Source organism: Rhodopseudomonas sp. G2_2311 (assembly GCF_047501505.1).
In the GTDB taxonomy this organism is placed as follows: domain Bacteria; phylum Pseudomonadota; class Alphaproteobacteria; order Rhizobiales; family Xanthobacteraceae; genus Rhodopseudomonas; species Rhodopseudomonas palustris_H.
The window spans coordinates 81,047-101,025 of record NZ_JAZDRK010000008.1 but is presented as its reverse complement, the minus strand read 5'-3'; the positions used below and the strand labels follow the sequence as shown (position 1 = coordinate 101,025).

Annotated in this window: 15 protein-coding genes; 4 read left to right on the top strand and 11 right to left on the bottom strand. The window is 65.1% G+C overall.

Translation table 11 applies throughout. The features are described 5' to 3' along the window. Nucleotides 1-21: 21 nt before the first annotated feature. Together hpnO and VRZ08_RS13280 are read right to left on the bottom strand one after the other, a co-directional pair. On the bottom strand, nucleotides 22-1,413 hold the full coding sequence (hpnO, locus tag VRZ08_RS13285; RefSeq protein WP_107356496.1) for an aminobacteriohopanetriol synthase HpnO: 1,392 nt from the start codon (nucleotides 1,411-1,413) through the stop codon (nucleotides 22-24). 333 nt (nucleotides 1,414-1,746) lie between these two features. Continuing rightward, on the bottom strand, nucleotides 1,747-4,353 hold the full coding sequence (locus VRZ08_RS13280; protein ID WP_414532825.1) for an MMPL family transporter: 2,607 nt from the start codon (nucleotides 4,351-4,353) through the stop codon (nucleotides 1,747-1,749). A gap of 312 nt (nucleotides 4,354-4,665) precedes the next feature. On the opposite strand from VRZ08_RS13280, the gene ispH reads away from it, so the two are divergent. Beyond that, the gene (ispH, locus tag VRZ08_RS13275; protein WP_107345477.1) at nucleotides 4,666-5,610 is read left to right on the top strand and encodes a 4-hydroxy-3-methylbut-2-enyl diphosphate reductase; all 945 of its coding nucleotides are present in this window, start codon (nucleotides 4,666-4,668) and stop codon (nucleotides 5,608-5,610) included. Nucleotides 5,611-5,650: 40 nt separating this feature from the next. Beyond that, nucleotides 5,651-6,802 (top strand): adenosyl-hopene transferase HpnH, encoded by a 1,152-nt coding sequence (hpnH, locus tag VRZ08_RS13270; RefSeq protein ID WP_164574053.1) that lies wholly within the window; start codon nucleotides 5,651-5,653, stop codon nucleotides 6,800-6,802. A gap of 75 nt (nucleotides 6,803-6,877) precedes the next feature. Here hpnH and pstS read toward each other — a convergent pair whose 3' ends face one another. Both pstS and phnA read right to left on the bottom strand, forming a co-directional pair. Next, complete coding sequence (pstS, locus tag VRZ08_RS13265; protein WP_414532824.1) at nucleotides 6,878-7,882, bottom strand: phosphate ABC transporter substrate-binding protein PstS; 1,005 nt, start codon at nucleotides 7,880-7,882, stop codon at nucleotides 6,878-6,880. A gap of 34 nt (nucleotides 7,883-7,916) precedes the next feature. After that, nucleotides 7,917-9,161, bottom strand: coding sequence for a phosphonoacetate hydrolase (gene phnA / locus VRZ08_RS13260; protein WP_414532823.1), 1,245 nt, complete (start codon nucleotides 9,159-9,161; stop codon nucleotides 7,917-7,919). Nucleotides 9,162-9,320: 159 nt separating this feature from the next. On the opposite strand from phnA, the gene VRZ08_RS13255 reads away from it, so the two are divergent. Beyond that, nucleotides 9,321-10,211, top strand: a complete 891-nt coding sequence (locus VRZ08_RS13255; RefSeq protein ID WP_414532822.1) for a LysR substrate-binding domain-containing protein — start codon at nucleotides 9,321-9,323, stop codon at nucleotides 10,209-10,211. 90 nt (nucleotides 10,212-10,301) lie between these two features. On the opposite strand, the gene VRZ08_RS13250 is transcribed toward VRZ08_RS13255, so the two are convergent. The 6 genes from VRZ08_RS13250 to VRZ08_RS13225 all read right to left on the bottom strand — a co-directional run bounded on the left by VRZ08_RS13250 (nucleotide 10,302) and on the right by VRZ08_RS13225 (nucleotide 16,459). Then, nucleotides 10,302-11,045, bottom strand: a complete 744-nt coding sequence (locus tag VRZ08_RS13250) for a phosphorylase (protein ID WP_263989265.1) — start codon at nucleotides 11,043-11,045, stop codon at nucleotides 10,302-10,304. After that, on the bottom strand, nucleotides 11,042-13,003 hold the full coding sequence (gene shc / locus VRZ08_RS13245) for a squalene--hopene cyclase (protein ID WP_107345483.1): 1,962 nt from the start codon (nucleotides 13,001-13,003) through the stop codon (nucleotides 11,042-11,044). The genes VRZ08_RS13250 and shc overlap by 4 nt, the downstream gene beginning before the upstream one ends. A gap of 33 nt (nucleotides 13,004-13,036) precedes the next feature. After that, nucleotides 13,037-14,293, bottom strand: a complete 1,257-nt coding sequence (gene hpnE, locus VRZ08_RS13240; RefSeq protein ID WP_414532821.1) for a hydroxysqualene dehydroxylase HpnE — start codon at nucleotides 14,291-14,293, stop codon at nucleotides 13,037-13,039. Then, a complete protein-coding gene (gene hpnD / locus VRZ08_RS13235; protein ID WP_107356504.1) occupies nucleotides 14,293-15,132 on the bottom strand; it encodes a presqualene diphosphate synthase HpnD in 840 nt (279 codons plus the stop codon). The genes hpnE and hpnD overlap by 1 nt, the downstream gene beginning before the upstream one ends. After that, complete coding sequence (gene hpnC, locus VRZ08_RS13230; RefSeq protein WP_414532820.1) at nucleotides 15,129-16,007, bottom strand: squalene synthase HpnC; 879 nt, start codon at nucleotides 16,005-16,007, stop codon at nucleotides 15,129-15,131. The genes hpnD and hpnC overlap by 4 nt, the downstream gene beginning before the upstream one ends. A 212-nt stretch (nucleotides 16,008-16,219) precedes the next feature. Continuing rightward, on the bottom strand, nucleotides 16,220-16,459 hold the full coding sequence (locus VRZ08_RS13225; RefSeq protein ID WP_011159282.1) for a hypothetical protein: 240 nt from the start codon (nucleotides 16,457-16,459) through the stop codon (nucleotides 16,220-16,222). A 390-nt stretch (nucleotides 16,460-16,849) separates the two neighbouring features. Here VRZ08_RS13225 and VRZ08_RS13220 point away from each other — a divergent pair, with 390 nt between their 5' ends. Continuing rightward, a complete protein-coding gene (locus tag VRZ08_RS13220; protein WP_107345487.1) occupies nucleotides 16,850-17,353 on the top strand; it encodes a hypothetical protein in 504 nt (167 codons plus the stop codon). 94 nt (nucleotides 17,354-17,447) lie between these two features. On the opposite strand, the gene VRZ08_RS13215 is transcribed toward VRZ08_RS13220, so the two are convergent. Beyond that, entirely contained in the window at nucleotides 17,448-19,817 is a 2,370-nt protein-coding gene (locus VRZ08_RS13215) for an efflux RND transporter permease subunit (protein WP_107356506.1), read from the bottom strand. Nucleotides 19,818-19,979 lie beyond the last annotated feature (162 nt).

Sequence of the window (19,979 nt, the reverse complement as noted above, 5' to 3'; positions counted from 1 at the left end):
CGTAGGCGCGTTTCCGAGAAACTACGCCGACTTGCGCACCGCGTTGTCGACCAGGGTCTTGCCGAGCGACCAGATCGCGCCCGGGACCTTGTGGCTGGCGGCGATGGTGTCGTCGAAGGCGCGTTCGATCCAGGCGCAGTCGTCTTCGGTGATCGTCAGCGGCGGCAGCAGCTTGATGGTGTGCAGGCCGTGGCCCGCGACCTGGGTCAGGATCTTGTGATCCTTGAACAGCGGCACCGTGATCAGCTGGACGAACAGGCCCTTGTTGGCGGTTTCCAGCATCGTCCACGACGCCTTCAGCCGCAGCGATTGCGGGGGGCCGAATTCGACGCCGATCATCAGGCCCTTGCCGCGCACTTCCTTGAGCAGCTCGTAGCCAGGGACCATGCGCGTCAGCGCCAGCCGCAATTCGGCGCCGCGCTTGGCGGCGGCTTCGACCAGCTTCTCGGCCTTGAGGACTTCGAGCGTCGCAATGCCGGCGGCCATCGCCAGATCGTTCTTGGCGAAGGTCGAGCCGTGCACCACGGCGCGGTCCATGCGGTTGAAGATCTTGTCGAAGATCGACTTGCGCGTCAGCACCGCGCCGACCGGGACGTGGCCGCCCGACAGCGCTTTCGACAGCAGCACCATGTCGGGCTCGACGTTCCAATGCTCGACGGCGAGGAAGCGGCCGGTGCGGCCCATGCCGGTCTGGATCTCGTCGGCGACGAACAGCGTGCCGTAGCGTTTGCACAGCGCCGCGGCGCCCGGCAGGAACTCGTCGGTGGGCATGTTGACGCCCTTGCCCTGGATCGGCTCGACGATGAAAGCGGCGACCTCGCGGGTCGACAGCACCTTCTCCAGCGCTTCGAGATCGTTGAACGGGATGGTGGTGACGCCCGGCAGCAAGGGCCCGAAGCCGCCTTGGAAATTCTGGTCGTCGGTCAGCGACAGCGCACCATAGGTCAGGCCGTGGTAGCTGTGGTCGCAATTGACGATGCCGTTACGCCCGGTCGCGCCGCGCGCGAACTTGATCGCGGCCTCGACGCTCTCGGCGCCGGAATTGGCGAAGAACACCTTGTCGAGATACGGCACATGCTCGAGCAGCCGCTCCGCCAGGATACCGGCCAGCGTCGAGACATCGAGCTGCACCAGGTTGGGCAGGTCGGCGTCGAGCACGCTCTGCAGCGCCTTGCGCACCACCGGATGGTTGCGGCCGAGCGCGAAGACGCCAAAGCCGCTGAGCAGGTCGAGATAGCGGGCGCCGTCACGGTCGTAGAGGTACTGACCGGTGCCCTTCTGGAAGCCGACGTCGTAGCCGATGGTTTTGAGGACGCGGACGAGCTGCTCGTTGAGATGCCGGGCGTGCATCGAACTGCGGTGCGCTTCGCGCGCCGCGAACATCTCGGCAAGATCTAAATTCGGCTGGTACATGGGCTACTTACGTCGCTTGTTGGACCCGCCGTCAACACAAAAGGCTGGCGGTGCGTCGCACTCGAGCTTTCTTTTCAGAGTTGTGATGCGCGGGTGACATGCCGATGTCACGGCGTCTCCCGCATGGCGCACGACCCCTACCCCCGGACGTGGGTATAGTCCGATCGCGGGGGGTGACGCCAGCCCTGTGACGCCACCTGCGGCAATCGCGCCTTGCTTGCCGGTCTCAAGCCGATTTCATGCTCCGGAACACCCCGGTGCGGGAAAAACGCCTCCCCCGACGAAGTCCCGGTCCGGGGCTTCGGCCCGCGCCGACGCCCCGAACTTTGCGACTCACAGATCGGTGTCGCCGGACTCGTCGATGTGCCGCGGCTTGCCCATCAGGGCCGGCTGGAACAGCAGCACGGCGCCCAGCGTGGTCAGCAGCGACAGCGCCAGCAGCTTGCCCATGCTGGCCGTTCCCGGATGACTCGACAGCCACAGGCTGCCGAACGCCGTGGCGGTGGTCAGGGCGCTGAAGAAGATCGCCCGGGTCAGCGCCGACTGCAGCAGGTTGGTGCGGCCGGAGCGCCAGGCGGTCACGTAGTAGATCTTGAACGCGACGCCGACGCCGAGCAGCAGCGGCAAGGCGACGATGTTGGCGAAGTTCAGCGGCAGATCGATCAGCACGCAGATCTCCAGCGTCACCGCACCGGCCACCAGCAGCGGTACCAAGGTGAGTGCAACGTCCGTTATCCGGCGCAGCGTGATCCACAGCAGGATCGAGATCGACAGCAGCGCCCACAGCCCGGCCTGGATGAACGAGGCGACGATGGTATCGCCCGACTTCAGGATTGACACCGGACCGCCGGTCGCCAGCGGCTCGGCCTGCAGCACAGCGGCGGCGAACTTGCGCAGCGTGTCGTTGTCGTTGGGATCGCCGCTCGGCAGCACCTCGACGCGGATCTGACCGTCCTTGGTCTTCCACGACGACACGATGTCGGCCGGCAGGTTGTCGAGCGTTACCGGCTGCGCTTTCAGCATGTTGCGCAGCAGCTCGAAGTCGAGCAGCAGCGGCCGCACGAACACGTCCTGCGCCTTCTCACGCAGCGCCTGATCGGCGCCCGCAAGCTTGGTCAGCGCGGCAGCGAGCCGGCGCGAGGCGTCGGCGCCGGGTCCGGTGGTCTCGCCGGCGGCGCGGCACAGCGCGTCGGCCGAGCTCTTCAGCGACGCGATGTTGTCCTGATCGGACGGCGGCGGATCCACCTGTTCGGGATTGAGCGCGGGCTCCAGCACCTTGGCGCCGGCCTGGATCAGCTTCAGCTTCTCCGGCTGATCCGGCGGCACGAAAGTGTCGAGCGAGATGGTGCGCGACACCTCCGGCAGCTTCGAGAGCTTGGCTTCGATCTCGCGGGCCGCCTGCTCGGACGGTGCCATCACGTTGACGGCGTTGGCACCGGTATTCGGATCCTTGCGCAGGTCGAGGAACGTCGCGATCGACTCGACCTTCGGGCTGCGCAGATTGATCGGGTTGAAGTCGAAATGCATGAAGTACAGCAGCGGCAGGCCGGCCAGCGCGACACCGATCGTGCCGACGATGATGCCGATGCGGTGCTTCTCCAGGAAGTGATCGACCGGCGCCAGGAAGGCGTAGCCGAGCGGCTCCTTCTCGCCCGCCGGGTTCAGCAGCTTCAGTAGCCCCGGCAGCACGGTGATGCTGGTGAAGAACGCGATCGCCATACCGGCGCCGGCGATCTCACCGAGTTCGGAGATGCCCTTGTAGGAGGTCGGCAGGAACGACAGGAAGCCCGCCGTGGTCGACATCGCCGCCAGGGACAGCGGCACCGCGGAGTATTCGGCGGCCTGCACCAGCGCCTTATCGAGGTCGCCGGTCTTGTGGCGTTCCGACCGATAGCGGACGCTGAACTGGATACCGAAATCGACGCCGAGGCCGACGAACAGCACCGCGAACGCGATCGACAGCAGGTTGAGCGAGTCCACCAGCATCAGGCCGACCGCGGTGGTGATCGACAGGCCGATCACCAGATTGGCAGCCACCGCGAAGATGATCTTGGAGGAATGCAGCGCCATCCAGAGGATCAGCAGCACCACCACGACGGTGCCGATGCCGTTGACCACGGCGCCGTCCTTGACGGTGGCGAATTCTTCGTTGGCGATCGGCACTGGACCGGTCAGCCGCACCCGGGCACCGAAGTCCTGCTCGATCTTGAGGTCGACGGCGGCCTGACGGATCGCGTCGGTGGCGGCCTTGCCGGGTTCCAGCGCCTTGAAGTCGAGGATCGGCTTGACCTCGATGAAGGCACGCTTGTCGCCGTCGGTCAGCGGTTCCGGATTGACCAGGCCCCGCCAGGAGAAGAACGCCTGCTGCTTGCCGAGCACGTCCTCGACCGTCGCGGCGACGGCATTGAAAGGTTTCGCAGTCGAATCGAGCGTCAGTTCCCCGCGCTTCAGACCCACCAGACCGGTCTCGAGCGCCGCGGTCAGGCCGCGGATCGACGGATCGCCGGCCATGATCTCGATCAGCGGAACCGCCTGCTGGAACTGGCCGGTCGCCTTGGCAACTTCGTCCTTGGGCAGGAACAACAGCCCGCTGCGGTCGAAGAACGGCCCGCCGCCGAGCCGCTTCACCGAGTCGAAGTTGATGTTATTCTTGGACAATTCGGCCGTGAGCTTGGCCGCCGCGGCATTCGCGAACTCCGGCGTCGGGGCCTCGACGACCGCCAGGATCAGCCGTTCCTGGTCGAAGGCCTTCTCGAACGCGATATCACGTTTGCGCCAGTCGAGATCAGACGAGATCAAATGATTGATGTCTGTGTTGATCCCGAAATGTTGGTAAGTATAGAAACCTGCTGCAACTGCGAGAAATACGCCGATCAGCACAGTAAAAGCCGCAAAACGGGTGCTGGCTCTGACAATGGAGACGATGGCACTTTTCAGCACATTCACTCTTTCTATTGCTACCGGCTGGCCTAAAATACGGCCACCCCGCCGGGTTCCGAGTCGATCGAACTGGTTTTTATGGTTCTGCGACCAAGGACTGGACAAAATGGCCGAAAACAAGCCGGCGGAGGTGTGTGCGCGGAAGTAATCTCACCAGGCCAGATTGCCAAGGGCGTTTTGCATTGCGTGCTGCACTGCGCCAATAAGTCCCCTGCGTCCCTTGCGGTTGCGGGTGTCCCCATACCAGCTAGATCATGCTACGGGAATGCGACGTGCTGCCAGGAGACCGAACAATCATGAGCGTGGTGCCCCTTGTCTGAAGTCCGCCCCCTCGAAGTGTTCCTTGCCCAACCCCGTGGTTTCTGCGCTGGCGTGGTGCGTGCGATCGAGATCGTCGAGCGCGCGCTGGAGAAGTACGGTCCGCCGGTCTATGTGCGGCATGAGATCGTGCATAACAAATACGTGGTCGAGAGCCTGAAGGCCAAAGGCGCGATCTTCGTCGAGGAGCTGTCGGAAGTTCCGCCGAAGGCCGTGACCGTCTTCAGCGCCCACGGCGTCGCCCGCAGCATCGAGGAAGAGGCCGCGGCGCGCGACCTGCCGGTGCTCAACGCCACCTGCCCGCTCGTGACCAAAGTGCATAACCAGGGCAAGCGCTATACGTCGAAGGGCCGCACCCTGATCCTGATCGGCCATGCCGGCCATCCGGAAGTCGAAGGCACGATGGGTCAGGTTCCCGGCCCGGTGCTGCTGGTACAGAACCTCGAGGACGTCGCGGCGCTGACGCTGCCGCCGGAAACCCCGGTGGCGTACATCACCCAGACCACGCTGAGCGTCGACGACACCAAAGACATCATCGTAGCGCTTTCAAAGAAATTCCACGATATCGAAGGCCCGGACACCCGCGACATCTGCTATGCCACGCAAAACCGGCAATCGGCGGTGCGGCAGATGAGCAAGCTGGTCGACCTGATCCTGGTGGTCGGAGCCAACAACAGTTCGAACTCCAACCGGCTGCGGGAGATCGGCACCGAAGCCGGCATCCCGAGCTACCTGATCGCCGACGGCAGCGAACTCGACCCGGCCTGGCTCGACGGCAAGAAAGCAGTCGGCATCACCGCGGGCGCGTCCGCGCCGGAAGTGTTGGTCGACGACGTGATCGAAGCGCTGCGCCGGATCGTCCCGGTCACCGTCTCGGTGCTGCCGGGCCGTGAAGAAAACATCGAATTCGTTCTGCCTGCGGAGCTGGCGACCGCCTGATCCGCCCCAACCGACATGCCGTGAAAGAGAAGATTTCGTAATGGCTATTCCGTTTCACAAGGAACTGGTGATCGGCGGTTATCTGCTCAAGCAGAAGCTGCTCGGGCGGAAGCGTTATCCGCTGGTACTGATGCTGGAGCCGCTATTCCGCTGCAACCTCGCCTGCGCCGGCTGCGGCAAGATCGACTACCCCGACGCGATCCTGAACCGCCGGATGACCGCGCAGGAGTGCTGGGACGCCGCCGAGGAATGCGGTGCGCCGATGGTCGCGATCCCGGGCGGCGAGCCGCTGATCCACAAGGAGATCGGTGAGATCGTGCGCGGTCTGGTGGCGCGCAAGAAGTTCGTGTCGCTGTGCACCAACGCGCTGCTGCTCGAGAAGAAGCTGCATTTGTTCGAGCCGTCGCCCTATCTGTTCTTCTCGGTGCATCTCGACGGCCTGAAGGAGCACCACGACAAGGCGGTGTCGCAAGAGGGCGTTTTCGACCGCGCCGTCGCGGCGATCAAGGCCGCCAAGGCCAAGGGCTTCACGGTCAACGTCAACTGCACGGTGTTCGACGGCTACGCCGCCGAGGACATCGCCAAGTTCATGGACTTCACCGAAGAGCTCGGCGTCGGCGTGTCGATCTCGCCGGGCTACGCCTATGAGCGTGCGCCGGACCAGGAGCACTTCCTCAACCGCACCAAGACCAAGAACCTGTTCCGCGAGGTGTTCGCGCGCGGCAAGGGCAAGAAGTGGAGCTTCATGCACTCCAGCATGTTCCTCGACTTCCTGGCCGGCAATCAGGAGTTCGAGTGCACCCCTTGGGGCATGCCGGCACGTAACATCTTCGGCTGGCAGAAGCCGTGCTATCTGCTCGGCGAAGGCTACGCCAAGACCTTCAAGGAGCTGATGGAAACCACCGATTGGGATTCCTACGGCACCGGCAAGTACGAGAAGTGCGCGGACTGCATGGCGCATTGCGGCTACGAGCCGACCGCGGCGATGGCCTCGCTCAACAATCCGCTGAAGGCCGCCTGGGTGGCGCTCCGCGGCATCAAGACCTCGGGCCCGATGGCGCCGGAGATCGACATGTCGAAGCAGCGCCCGGCGCAGTACGTGTTCTCCGAACAGGTCGAGAAGAAGCTGTCCGAGATCCGCCGCGACGAAGCCACCGAGGCCAAGGACAAGCGACAGTCGACGGCGGCCTGATCGCTCCGACAACGGCTTCAATCATCAAAAGCGCGGCCTGCGGGCCGCGCTTTTTTGTTGCTCATTTCGGTCCATTCAAATCATCAGATGCTTGACGATGTCGGCTTTGACCTTGCCCGGCAGAGGGACGAACTGCAGCGACCGCGCGATGCCGTCGCCATGCGCGTAGGCCCATCGAAAGAAGTCCAGCACGGCGGCCGACGTGGCGCGCTTGGCAGGACTTCGCGGCACCAGCGCAAAGGTCGCGGTGACGATCGGCCAGGCCTGCTCGCCGGGCATGTCAGTGAGATCGACCGCATAGTTTGGCACCGACCAATCGCCACTCTCGGCAGCGGCCGCGAAACTGCTTCCGTTCGGCAGCACGAACCGCCCCGCCTTATTCTGCAATTGCACGGTCGCAAGACTGTTGGCGGTGACGTAGGACAGTTCGGCATAGCCGATGCCGCCAGGCGTCATCGGCACCGTCGAGGCCGCGCCGTAGCTGCCTTTGACGCCGGCGCCGACCGGCCAGCTCAGCGTCATGCCGATCCCCATCCTGTCGCGCCATGCTGCGCTGTTCTTCGACAGATAGCGCGAGATCGCGTAGGTGCCGCCCGAGCCGCCCGCATGATACAGCAGCGAAATCGGCAGGTTGGGCAGCGCGAGACTGGGATTGAGCTGCACGATCTGCGGGTCATCCCACGATTTGATGCCGCCCATGAAGATGTCAGCCAGCACGGGCGCGGTGAGCCGTAATTTGCCGGGAAGGACTCCGGGAATGTTGACGACGACGGCGTAGCCGCCGACGACGGTGGGGAACTGCATGATGTCCCCTTCCTTCAGTTTGCTGTCCTCCATCGGCACATCCGACGCGCCGAAATCCGTCAGGCCCTTCAGCACCTGGAGTTGCCCGACCGACGATCCCGAAGGCTGGTAGTTGATCGCGACACCTTTTGCCGCTTTCAGTTGTTCGGCCCATTTGATGTAGATCGGCGCGGCGAAGGCCGAACCGGTCCCCATCACCGGCGTCTCGGCACGACCAGCCGTCATGCCGGCCGTGCCGATGGCGAGCGCCATCACAGCGGTGCGAAGTGCACGCATCTCGGTTTTCCTCTTTGGCTGCAATCGTGCGGGATTAGTCGACGCCGTTCAGGGCGAAGTCGAAGATGTCGTAGTTGCGCAACACGCCTGTAGTCGCGCGCTCGCGGTAGTCCCGCTTGAGCGGGCGCGACAGCACAAACGGCACGCGCTGCTCGCCGAGCCCGCCATGCGAGCGCAAGCGATGGTCACCGAGTGCCGACAGATCATGATCTTCCCGCCGCGCGCCCACCACTGTGCCGCGATCGGTGAACACCGCGAAGTCGCCTTCCCGATCCGGCGGCAACTGGTAGCGTTCGCACACCGTGACACGATCGAGCACCAGCTCGACGCCGGGCAACGACCGCGCAAAGGTCATCATCGCCGCGATATCGCAAGGCTTGAGCAGGTGGACACGCACGAAGCCGCCGAGCGCGCCGTGATGCCGGACGAACGGATCGGCGATCGGACAGATCACCCGCGCAACGCCGGCACCGAACTTCCGGTTCAGCGCATCCTCGAGATAGACGACCTTGGGCCGGCCATCCGCATCGGACTTGTCGGCCATGCCATGATCGGCAGTCAGGGCAACGGTCGCACCGAGTTCGATCAGCCGCGCGATGCGGCGATCGACCGCTGCGTGAAAGTCATTCGATTCCGCCTCGCCCGGCTGGTACTTGTGCTGCACATAGTCCGAGGTCGACAGATACATCAGCTCGGGCTTGGCGGTCTCCATCAGCCTGACGCCGGCATCGAGCGCGAACAGCGACAAGTCGGCGGAGTATTGATCCGGCCGGCCGCGGCCGACCAGTTCCTCGCCGCTGTTGAAGCCGAGCGCGGTGAGATCGGCGACGTTCGGATGTTCGGATGAGAAAGCAATGCCGTCCATCTCATAGGCGAGCACCTTCAGGAGCTTGTCCTTGGCGGTGACCACCGCGGTCCGCACGCCCGCTTTGCTCATCGCACCGAGAATGGTGCCGCAGCGCAGGCGCCGCGCATCCGTCACCATGATCTCTTCGCCGGTGTCGGCATCGAGATAGTAATTGCCGTTGATGCCGTGGATGGCGGGCGAGACGCCGGTGACGATCGAGGTGTTGTTGGTGTTGGTGGTGGTCGGCACCGTCGCCAGCGCCGTGCCGACATAGCCCCCCGCCCGGAGCGCGCCGATCGTCGGCAGCACGCCATCGGCAATGCCGCGCTCCAGATATTCGGGGTCGAAACCGTCGAGGCAGATTACGACAACGGGTCGTGGTGGCCTGGCGTAGCTGCGGCCGTTGGCTTCGATCAAAGGCTGGGTCGTCATGGGGGCATCCGGGTTCTGAATGCCGCCTGGAGGGGCGGCTGGACGTCCCGGGTGGTAGGCCGTTCACATGTGAGAATCGATCGAATAAAATCGACAGATACGTGAGGATAAGTCGCATGTCTGGCGCTGCTTTCCGGCCGCCATCGTCACACGGAGGTCATGGTGAAAGAACGAGAACTGCCGCTGAGCGCCCTGCGGGCGTTTGCGGTGGCGGCGCGCAGCGACAGTCTGAGTGCGGCCGCCGAGGAGCTGGGCGTCACCCACGGCGCCGTCAGCAAGCAGGTGCGCCTCCTGGAGGACTGGCTCGGGCAACAGGTCTTCACCCGCGAAGGCCGCAGCGTGGCGCTGACGCCCTATGGCAGCGTCCTGGCGGAGCAGCTGAGCCAGTCGTTCCGCAATATCGAAGCCGCCTGCCAGTACGTCCGTCGTCGGCGCAGCAAGGCGGTGCTGGCGGTCGAGGCGCCGTCGACATTCGCGATGTATTTCCTGATGCCGCGGCTCAAGCGGTTCGAGAAAGCCAATCCCGATCTGGCGGTGTGGATTTCGACCCGGATGACGGGACAAACGCCGGACGTGTCGTCCCACGATCTCCTGATCACCCGGGGCAGCAGCGAGAAGATCGGCGGGCCTTCGAAGGCATCGACGCCGTTGTTCGAAGAGCACCTGACGCCGGTCTGCAGCCTGGATCTGGTTCAGGAGAGGACCATCGAGAAGCCGGAGGATCTTCTCGCATTTCCGTTGATCACCTCAGCCACCCGGCCAGGGCACTGGGAAGCCTGGCTGCAGAAAGCGGGAATGCGCGACCATCTGTTCGAAGGCGGCCACCGCTTCGACCACATGTTCGTCGCGATGCATGCAGCGCGCGAGGGATTCGGCTCGATCGTCGCGCCGAAGGAGTTCTTTCCGGGTAAGCCGGAGTGGCGGCTCGTCTGCCCGTTTCCCGACGTGGTCGTGAAGGGCGAGAAGTATTTCGCTCAGCCGACCTCGCGCGCAGATCCACGCTATCTCGGCCGGTTCCTGGATTGGCTGAAAGACGAAATCAGGACGTGAGATTCAAAGAGCGTCACGACGCGGTCTGGATCAGCGCATCATCGGCGGAAGCCACGTCCGCGCCGCCCTCTCCGGCGGCGCGCAATCCGCTCAGATCTCGGCGACAAGACCGCCGCGGCCGAGCACGGCGTCCTGCACGAAGTTCCGGCAGCCGCGCAAGGACCGCAGCGCGCGGTTGAAGTCGATGCCGGTCGACACCAGCGAGCGGATCGAGGTCGGGTGACGGGCGATGCCGCGCAGCACCTTGCGCAGATCGATCTCGCCGTTCGGCTTGATCGCGGTGGAGACGACTTGCGGCAGACTGCGGCCCGCCGGGTCGCTGATCACCCGCAGCGCCGCGAAAGGCAGGTTGGCCGCAGCGGCGAAATCGGCAGCGATGTGGCTTTCCATATCAACCGCCGCCGCACCGGTCTCCGAGCGCAGCGCCGCCTTGGCGGTGCGCGCTGCGATCACCTGCTCGGCTCCGACCAAACCGCCGCGCACGACGCGCTGACGGCCGAGCCCGGCGCTTCGCAATAATTCGTCGGTCAGTGCAACTTCCGAGGCCCAGCGGCGTTCACCCGCCACAACCTCGGTGGCGATGACGATGTCACCTGCCTCGAGAGCGGGATCCAGTCCCCCGGCAACGCCGAAGCTGATCACGCCGCGGATCGACGATGGGTCGAAATCGGCCATGATCGCGCGCAATTGCTTCGGATCGCTGCTGCTGCAGATAACGGTGAGGCCCGGCCCCGCCGCGATACGTGCTTCCTGAATCAGGCCCGTCACAATCAGTACCGGCCGCGGATCTTGGCGATGCGCCGCGGCCTGGTCGTCCACTGCCCCCAGAATCACATTCCGACCCCTACCAACTTGCTGTTCGTGGCCTGCAAGTTCCGGTACCGCGCTAGCGCCCAGAGCGGGAAGAACTTCGAATAGCCATGATACCGCAGATAAAACACCCGCGGGAAGCCCGTCGCCGTGTAACGCTGCTCGTCCCACAGTCCTTTTTCGGTCTGTGTGCTTTTCAGGTACTCGATGCCCCGTGCCACGGCGGGATGATCGACCTCACCCGCAGCCATCAGGGCAAGCAAGGCCCATGCCGTCTGTGAGGCGGTCGAGGGGGCACTTTCGTAGCCGCGGTAATCCAGTCGGTAGCTGACGGCGTCCTCGCCCCAGCCGCCGTCGCGGTTCTGCACCGACTCCAGCCAAGCGACCGCCTTGCGGATCATCGGATCGGCATGCGGGACGCCGGCGGCGTTGAGGGCGCACAGCACCGACCAGGTGCCGTAGATGTAATTCATACCCCAGCGGCCGTACCACGACCCCTCGGCGAGCTGGGTGTCGCGCAGATAGCCGACCGCGCGGGCCAGCGCCGGGCTGCTGTCGATCGTCTCACCGAGCTGGGCCAGCATCGAGACGCAGCGCGCGGTGACGTCCTCGGTCGGCGGATCGAGCATCGCGCCATGGTCCGAGAACGGGATATTGTTCAAATAGTACTCAGTGTTGTTGATGTCGAAGGCACCCCAGCCGCCGTCATCGCTCTGCATCCCCTCGATCCACTCGCGGGCGCGGGCGATCGCGGCGTCGTAGGCGGGATTGGGCTGGTCCTTGCGGGCGCGGTCGAGCGCCATCACCACCACCGCGGTGTCGTCGAGATCCGGATAGTGGGCGTTGTTGTACTGGAACGCCCAGCCGCCGGGGCGGACGTTCGGGGCCTTCACGGCCCAGTCGCCCTTGACGTCGAGCACCTGGCGCGGGAGCAGCCAGTCGAGCGCCGGCCGCACCGATTTGGCGCCCTCGTGGCCGTCCGCCTCGAGCACCGCGTGGCTGGCGAGCGCCGTATCCCACACCGGCGACACGCAGGGCTGGCAGTAGGCTTCGTCGCCGCGATCGACCAGCAGCAGATCGATGCCGCGGCGCTGGCTGGCGCGCGGCGGATAGTCCTCGGGATAGCCGAGCGCCTCGTACATCATCACGGCGTTGGCCATCGGCGGGAAGATCGCGCCGATGCCGTCCTCGCCGTTGAGCCGTTCCTCGATGAAGGCGAGCGCCTTGTCGATCGCCCGCTTGCGGATGCCCTTCGGCATCACCGGCTCGATCGCGCGCAGCACGGCGTCGATCGATCCGAACAGCTTGAACAGCGCCCAGTTCTGATGCGGCGCCTTGGCCGGCATGCCGATCGTCTTCGGGTCCTGCAGGAACAGCTCGTCGATGCCGACGCCCTTGGGGTTCTTGGCCCGCGGCTTCAGCGCGCACAGCACGAGCAGCGGCACCATCGTGGTGCGCGCCCAATACGAGACCTTGGTCAGCGTGAACGGCGACCAGCTCGGCAGCAACATGATCTCGACCGGCAGCACCGGAACCGCGCGCCAGGTGGTCACGCCGTACAGCGACAGCAGGAACCGGGTGAAGACGTTGGAATGGATCGCGCCGCCCCGCGAGCGGATCGCCTCGCGCGCTCGCACCATGTGCGGGGCATCGATGCTGTCGCCGATCATCTTCAGCGCGAAGTACCCCTTCACGCTGGCGCTCATGTCGAAGTCGCCGTCGTGGACCAGCGGCCAGCCGCCATGGGCCCCCTGGATGCGGCGCAAATATACCGCAATCTTGGCTTCGAGCGCGGCGTCGACCGGCTCGCCGAGGTAGTGCCGCAGCAGCACGTATTCGGCAGGAATGGTGCAATCGGCCTCGAGTTCGAACACCCAATGGCCGTCATCGCGACGATAGTTCAGCAGCGCGCTACGCGCCGCATCGATCGAAGCTTCGAGCGCGTTGCGCCCGACACCAGTCGTGTAGCTGCCGGAATCCATTTTATCTGCTGAGTCTCCGTGTTGAGGGCCGGATCAGGCGCGCCCGGCGGCCAATACCAGGTCCGCGGCACGGTTGCCGGACCGGACCGATCCTTCGATGGTCGCCGGTAACCCCGTATCAGTCCAATCGCCTGCGAGATATAGGTTTCTCCACTGGGTGACCGGCCCGGGGCGCAGGGCGTTCTGCGCCGGTGTAGCCGCGAACGTCGCGCGGCGCTCGCGGACAATTTGCCACGGCGGCAGATTGGCCGAGATCCCCGCGATCTTGCAGATTTCGCCCCAAACTTCGGTCGCCAGCTGCTCGCGGGGCGCGTCGACCAGCCGGTCGCCGTTGCTGATGGTGACCGACAGCCGGTTCGGGAACGCGAACAGCCATTCCACCACCCCGCCGATCACCCCGGTCAGGGCCGGCATGCCGGGCGGCGGCGCATAGTTGAAATGCGCATTCACGATGGCACGGTATTCCTGCGGCGTCTTCAGGCCGGGCAGCAGCGAGGCGGCCGGACGCGGCGGCACCGCCAGAACCACCACATCGTCCGGGCCGAGGGTGACGACATCCTCGCCGCCGAACTGCAGCGCGCCGACGCGGTCGCCCGACATCGTCAGCGCCCGCAGCTCATGGCCGAACCGCACCCCGGGGCCGGTGGCGGCGAGCTGCGCCACCGCCGGCTCGACCAGCACGGCCGACAGGCCATCGCGGGCGATCAGCGGCCGGCAGGCCTTGCCGCCAGCCAGCAGCGTCTCGCGCACCACCGCGCCGGCGAGACCCGCCGAGCCTTCCGGCGGATCGACGTTGAGCGCGGCGAGCAGCAGCGGCGCCACCAGGCGATCGTACAGCGGGCCCGAGCAGTTGATTGTATCGCCGATCAGCTTGGTGGTCGGCGCCCACAATAGCGGCATCAGGCCGAGGTAATCGCCGATCGAGGTATCCGGCACGCGGCTCTTGGCATCGAACAGCCACAGCGGCAGCTTGCCGCTGCCGAGCTTCAGCCGCCAGCGCGCGTTGGCCGGCAGATCGATGAAGTCGAACTCGGCACTCGCGGGACCGACAAGGCCGGCCTCGGTGCCGATCGTGCGCGCGTAGTCGCAGGCGGCCTGATTGCCGGACAGCAGCAGGTGATTGCCGTTGTCGATGACCAGCCCGGTCTGGGCATCGAAATACGAGCGGCAGCGGCCGCCGGCCTGCTGCATCGCTTCGTGAACCTGGACGGTGAGACCGGCGCGGGCGAGCCGGATCGCGGCCGCAAGGCCGGAGATTCCCGCACCAATGACGTGAACTGTTTTCGACATCACACGATCGCGTATTGCAGCAGGATGGCGATCTTCGAAGCCTTGCCGAGCTTCACCGGGGCGCGCGGCGCTGCGAAACCGCGCGCGATCAGAAGCTGCAAGATCGAGTAGTAGTACTTGCCCATGATGCGGGGAGCCTTCACCACCCGGCGCGGATTGCGGTTCATCACCTTGTCGGCGGCGGCGAAATGCGCGAGCGCACGCTCCACCAGCGGCGCGCAGACGCTCGGCAGCGCCGGATGCGCCGCGACCACGCGCGGATCGGTGGCGGTGATACCGGCCTTGTGCAGCAGCTCGCTGGGCAGATACAGCCGGCCGATACCGGCATCCTCGTCGATGTCGCGCAGGATGTTGGTGAGCTGCAGCGCGCGGCCGAGATGATGCGACAGCTCGATGCCGTCGCCCTCCGGCAGACCGAAGATCCGCACCGAAAGCCGCCCAACCGCGCTGGCGACGCGATCGCAGTACAGATCGAGCGTGGCTTCATCGGGCGCGCGGATGTCGGCGTCGACATCCATTTCCATGCCGTCGATGATCGCTTCGAAATCCTCGCGCTTCAGCCCGAAGGTGCGCAGCGACTCCTGATAGTCCGCAAGCCGCGGCGGCGGTGCGCCGCGATACAGCGCCGCGATGTCGTCGCGCCATTGCTGCAGCTCGGCGACCCGCTGCTCGCGCGGCCGGTCGGAATCGGCGATGTCGTCGACGAAGCGGCAGAAGCTGTAGACCTGGAACATCGCCTCGCGCTGCGGGCGCGGCAGGATGCGCATCGCGGCGTAGAACGAACTGCCGAGCGCGACGCCTTGATGCGCGGCCGGCTCTGGCGTGGCGTGAACGGTCATGCGCGCGGTGCCGGATGCGACACCGGCCCCTTTCCGAAGCTACGACGGACGATCTCCGAACTCATCGCGCCGAAGCTGGCGATGACGAATTCGATCGGCTTCAGATGCACGCGCTCGCTGAGCGGATCGCGGGTCTGCAGCATCCGCACGATGCGATCGGCGTAGGCCTGGATCACCGAGACTTCGAGGCCGAGCCGAAAATCCTTGATCTCGGCAGCGAGCGGCCGGCCATCGCCGAGCAGCGATGCGGTGCGCACCGCGAGACCCTGCAGGCACTTCAGTAGCGCCGGCGACGATTTCTGCAGACCGAGGTCTTCGACCTTGGCGCCGGCGGCATCGAGCACGTCACGCGGCAGATACACGCGATTGAGGGTGCGATAGTCCTTGCCGCAGTCCTGCAGGTGATTGTTGATCTGAAGCCCAGCGCACAGCGCGTCGGACGCCTGCCACGTGGTGGTGCTTTCACCGTGGACGTCGAGCATGAAGCGGCCGACCGGCATCGCCGAATAGCGGCAGTAGTGGATGACCTCGTCCCAATCCTCGTAGCGCAGCTTGGTGACGTCCATCCGGAATGCCGTCAGCAGATCGAGGGCGTGGCGCGGCGGCATGCCGCGCTCGGCCAGCGCCCGGCGCAGATGCACCGCCTCGGGCTGGGTCTCCCCGCGGCCGAGCAGCTCGGCTTCGAGCAGATCGAGATATTCGAGCTTGGTCTCGGCATCGAGCATCTCGTGATCGGCGATGTCGTCCGCGGTCCGGACGAAATTATAGAACGCCAGAATCAGGTCGCGGTGCCGCGGATGGATGATCCACGACGCGACCGGGAAATTCTCGTCCCGGTGGGTCTTGCCCGATCGAAGCTCGCTCGCAGACGTCATCGGCACTGGCTAAACACTTGGTTTGAACACGAAAAAAAGCGAACGGCCGCACCCGGCCGGGCCGGGCGCACCGTTCGCGACGCCATATAAGGGAAATCGCCGGCTAAACCAACGATCTTGACGGACGATGTCCGGGCCGCAGTTTCGCCCGGATCGCCGCCGCGGCCGCCAAACCGGACCGAAGCAGGCCCGGCGGATGCCGACTCACCGCCTCACTGGCCGTGGCTGACCAACACCTGGTTGCAGGCTTTGCTGATCTTCTCGCGATTCTGCTGCAGGCAGGACAGGATCACCAGATCGCTCTGCTCCATCACGGAGCGGCAGAAACGCGACACGTCCCGCGAGCAGGCCTTCTGCTCGGCTTCGGTGCCGCTGCGCTGCTGTTGCTGGGCATTGGCGCCGGAGGACATCGAAACGAGCAGCAACGCGAGCGCAACCAAGGTCTTTTGCATTGTCTTCCTTCGATATGTGGCTGGGGGTCGAAACCCGTTCTCGATCACATCTACGGCGCCGCTTGGAAGGGGTCGCGGTGCACACGATCGGCACAACGGTATGATGCGTCGATCAAGGTGACAAATACGGCCAAATTAGTGCCGACGCACGCGCCTTCGCGGACGGGTGGCGGAAAGCCGCGGAATACCTGTCATTTTTTCACGGAACGTTGCCGATTTGATGCAAATACTATAGTTCCGCGAGCAGCGCGGACGGAACAACACGCGCCGTGCGCCCTGGTGTGCATGCGCAGCGTTACTATGTGATTTGAACCTGCCGCGAGGCGAACACACTAACCAGCGACGTGACGCCACCGTCGTCACCCCAGCGATCTCCCAAGGATGGCCAGAATGAGCCTGCTTCGTTCCACCACTTCCTCCATCCATGCGTTGAAGGCGGCCGGGATCGGCGCCGCGATGCTGTTCTCGGCATCGGCAGCGCTGGCAGATTCCGGACCGTTCGCCGGCTTCGAAGGAGCATGGTCGGGGACTGGGACGGTGTCGCTATCCGACGGCTCGAAGGAGCGCATCCGCTGCAAGGCGAATTATCGCGGCAGCGGCGGCGGCAATCAGCTGGCTCTGACGTTGCGCTGCGCCAGCGACAGCTACAAGTTCGACCTTTCCGCTGACGCCGCCACCAACGGCGACCGCATCTCCGGCAACTGGAGCGAGACCAGCCGCAACGTCAACGGCAGCCTGCAGGGCAAGGCCGGCGGCGGCCGGATCGAAGTGTTCGTGGAAGCCGCCGGGTTCGCCGCCAGCCTGTCGCTGACCACCCACGGCAACAAGCAGTCGGTGGCGATCAGCTCGAAGGGCGAGATCCGCGGCGTCAACATTTCGATGACCCGCGGCTGATCACCGCCTTCTCCGGCTCCATCAACAAAAAGCCCTCCGGATCAGCCGATCCGGAGGGCTTTTACTTTTCGACAAGCCGATCGTTTGTCGTGCGCTACACCACCGAGCCGGCGTTACCTTTGCCGCGCAGGCGGTGCGCGACGCTGATCAGCCACATCGCGGTCGGGCGCAGGATGAACAGGTCGGCGATCAGTGCCGCCACCATCGCGAAGGCGCTGAGCCAGCCGAACAGTCGCAGCGACGGCAGGTCCGAGAACACCGTGACGCCGAGGCCGCAAGCCAGAACCACAGTGGTGAGAATCAGGGCCGGGCCGACCAGTACGGTGGCGCGTTCGACGGCAAGCCCGGCGCTGACGCCAGGCGGGCTCTCCAGCCGCAGCCGGTTGAGGAAGTGGATCGTGGCGGACAGGCCGAGGCCGAACGAAACCGTCAGCGCGACCACACTGGCGAATTGCAGCCCCTCTCCCATCAGCCACAACAGCGTGCCCGACAGCACCACCGGGAAGATGCCCGGCAGGATGCAGGCCAGCATCACCACCACCGAGCGGAACGCCAGGCCGATGAAGATCGCCACCAGCGCGAACTCGATGGTGAGGCCGTGGTTGAGCTTGGAGATCATGTCGGCGCTGTTCCGCGCCGCGATTGCCGACAGACCGGTGACCGCGACTTCGTAGCCCGGATGCTTCTGCCGCACGCTGTCGAGCGCGTGATCGAGCTTCTGCACCACCGGCAGGATTTCGCTGGAGTCGAGATCTGGCACGCGGCCCGAGACTACCACTGCGGTCTGATCCTCGGCGATGAAGCGCCGCACCAGATTGGCGGGCAGCAGGTCGACGTATTCCTTCAGCGTGTCGACGCTGGTGGTATGTGCCTTCTCGGCGAGCCAGCGGCGCAGCGTTTCCACCGACCAGACGTTGCCGACGCCTGCCTGCTTCTCGACCGTGGAATGAACCTCGGCGATGATCTGCAGGCTCTCGGGCGAATACAGCGATTGGCCCTTGGGGAATTCGATCAGCACGTCGATCGGATTGGCACCGGTGAGCTTGGCGTCGAGCCGGTCGCTCGCCTGCACCGCCTGCTCCTTGTCGGGCACCTGATCGGCCAGCCGATAGCGCGGCTCGAGATTGGCGTAGATCACCGCCAGGCCGCCGACCACCAGAACCGCCAGCAGGCTGAACAGGCCGGGCCGGCCGACCATCCGCACCGCGATGAAGGCGCAGAACCGGCGCAGCGCGTTGACGCCGAGATCGGCGCTCTGGAATTTCGCCGCGAAGGCTTCCTCGTGGCGCACCAGCAGCACGCCGAACACCGGCACCAGCGTCAGCACCGCGACCAGCGCCAGTACGGTGGCGAGCAGGCCCGCCTCGCCGAATGCGCGGATCAGGTCGGAATTGGAGAACTGCAACGCGATGAACGAAATGCCGGCGGTGGCATGGGTCAGCACGCAGGCCGGCCCGACCACCAGGACGGCGTTCTTGAACGCGGTGTATTTGTCCTCCCCAGCGATCAACCGGTCTCGTGCCGCGAAGGTCAGCTGCATCGAGTCCGAGAAGCTGATCACCATGATCAGCGGCGTCATCACGTTGAGGAACATGTTGAGGCTGAAGCCGGCCCAGCCCAGCACACCGAGCGCCAGCAGGATCGCGAGCAGCGGCGGGAACGCCGCCACCACCATGAACGAGATCTTGCGGAAGAACAGGATGGCGATGACGCAGCCGGCCAGGATGCCGGCGAGGTTGTAGATCAGCCCGTCACGCTCGACCGCGTTGCGGATTTCGAGCTGCATCACCGGCACGCCGGACAATTGTCGGCTGAGGCCAGAGCCCTCGAGATCGTCGGTCATCACCTTGCGCATTTCGGCGATGGTGGCGCGCAGCCGGGTGTTGTCGGCCACCACCTTCGGATCGAGCGACAGCACGACCAGCGCCAGCGTCCCATCCTCCGACAGCAGCTTGCCGCGGATGATCTCGTTGGTCTTCACCGTCTGGGCGAACTGGTCGTAAGCCTCACCTTCCGGCAATTCCGGCGGGAACAGAGCCGCCGGAAGCTTGCCGGGCTCCGGCGCCTGCCGCGCCGAGAACAGCGAGATCAGGCCGCGGACGCCGTCGATCAGTTGCAGATCGGTGACGGTGTCACGCAGCTTCTCCAGATTCTCGCGCGCCAGCAGCTCCTTGCCCTCGACCACCATCAGCACGTCGAACTCGGTCGACGGAAACCGCTTCGTGACCTCCTCGTACTGCTTGAACTCCTTGGTGTCGGAGCGAAACAGTTGGCTCAGGGAGTCGTCGATCTTGATCCGTTCGATGCCGAACACGGCACCGACGATGAGGGCCAGCAGGATGATGCATGACACCACCGGCGCGCGCAGCGGGATCAGACCCAGCCGCTCCAGACCAAAAGCGATGCTAACCCGCCGTCGCTTCAATTCCGCGACTTCGGTGTCGCTCACGTTTCTATCCAGCATGCGCTGTTCCGTCCTGTCGATCGCTCGTCCTAGCCAAACTTCCCGGCACGAATGCGACAGCGTCGCATCGCCCGGAATCCTGGTGTTGGGACATGCAGCAATTCACCACGTGCGCAGGCTCGGACCGACCGCCCTTCGGAATCGAGACTGGGAACCCGAATC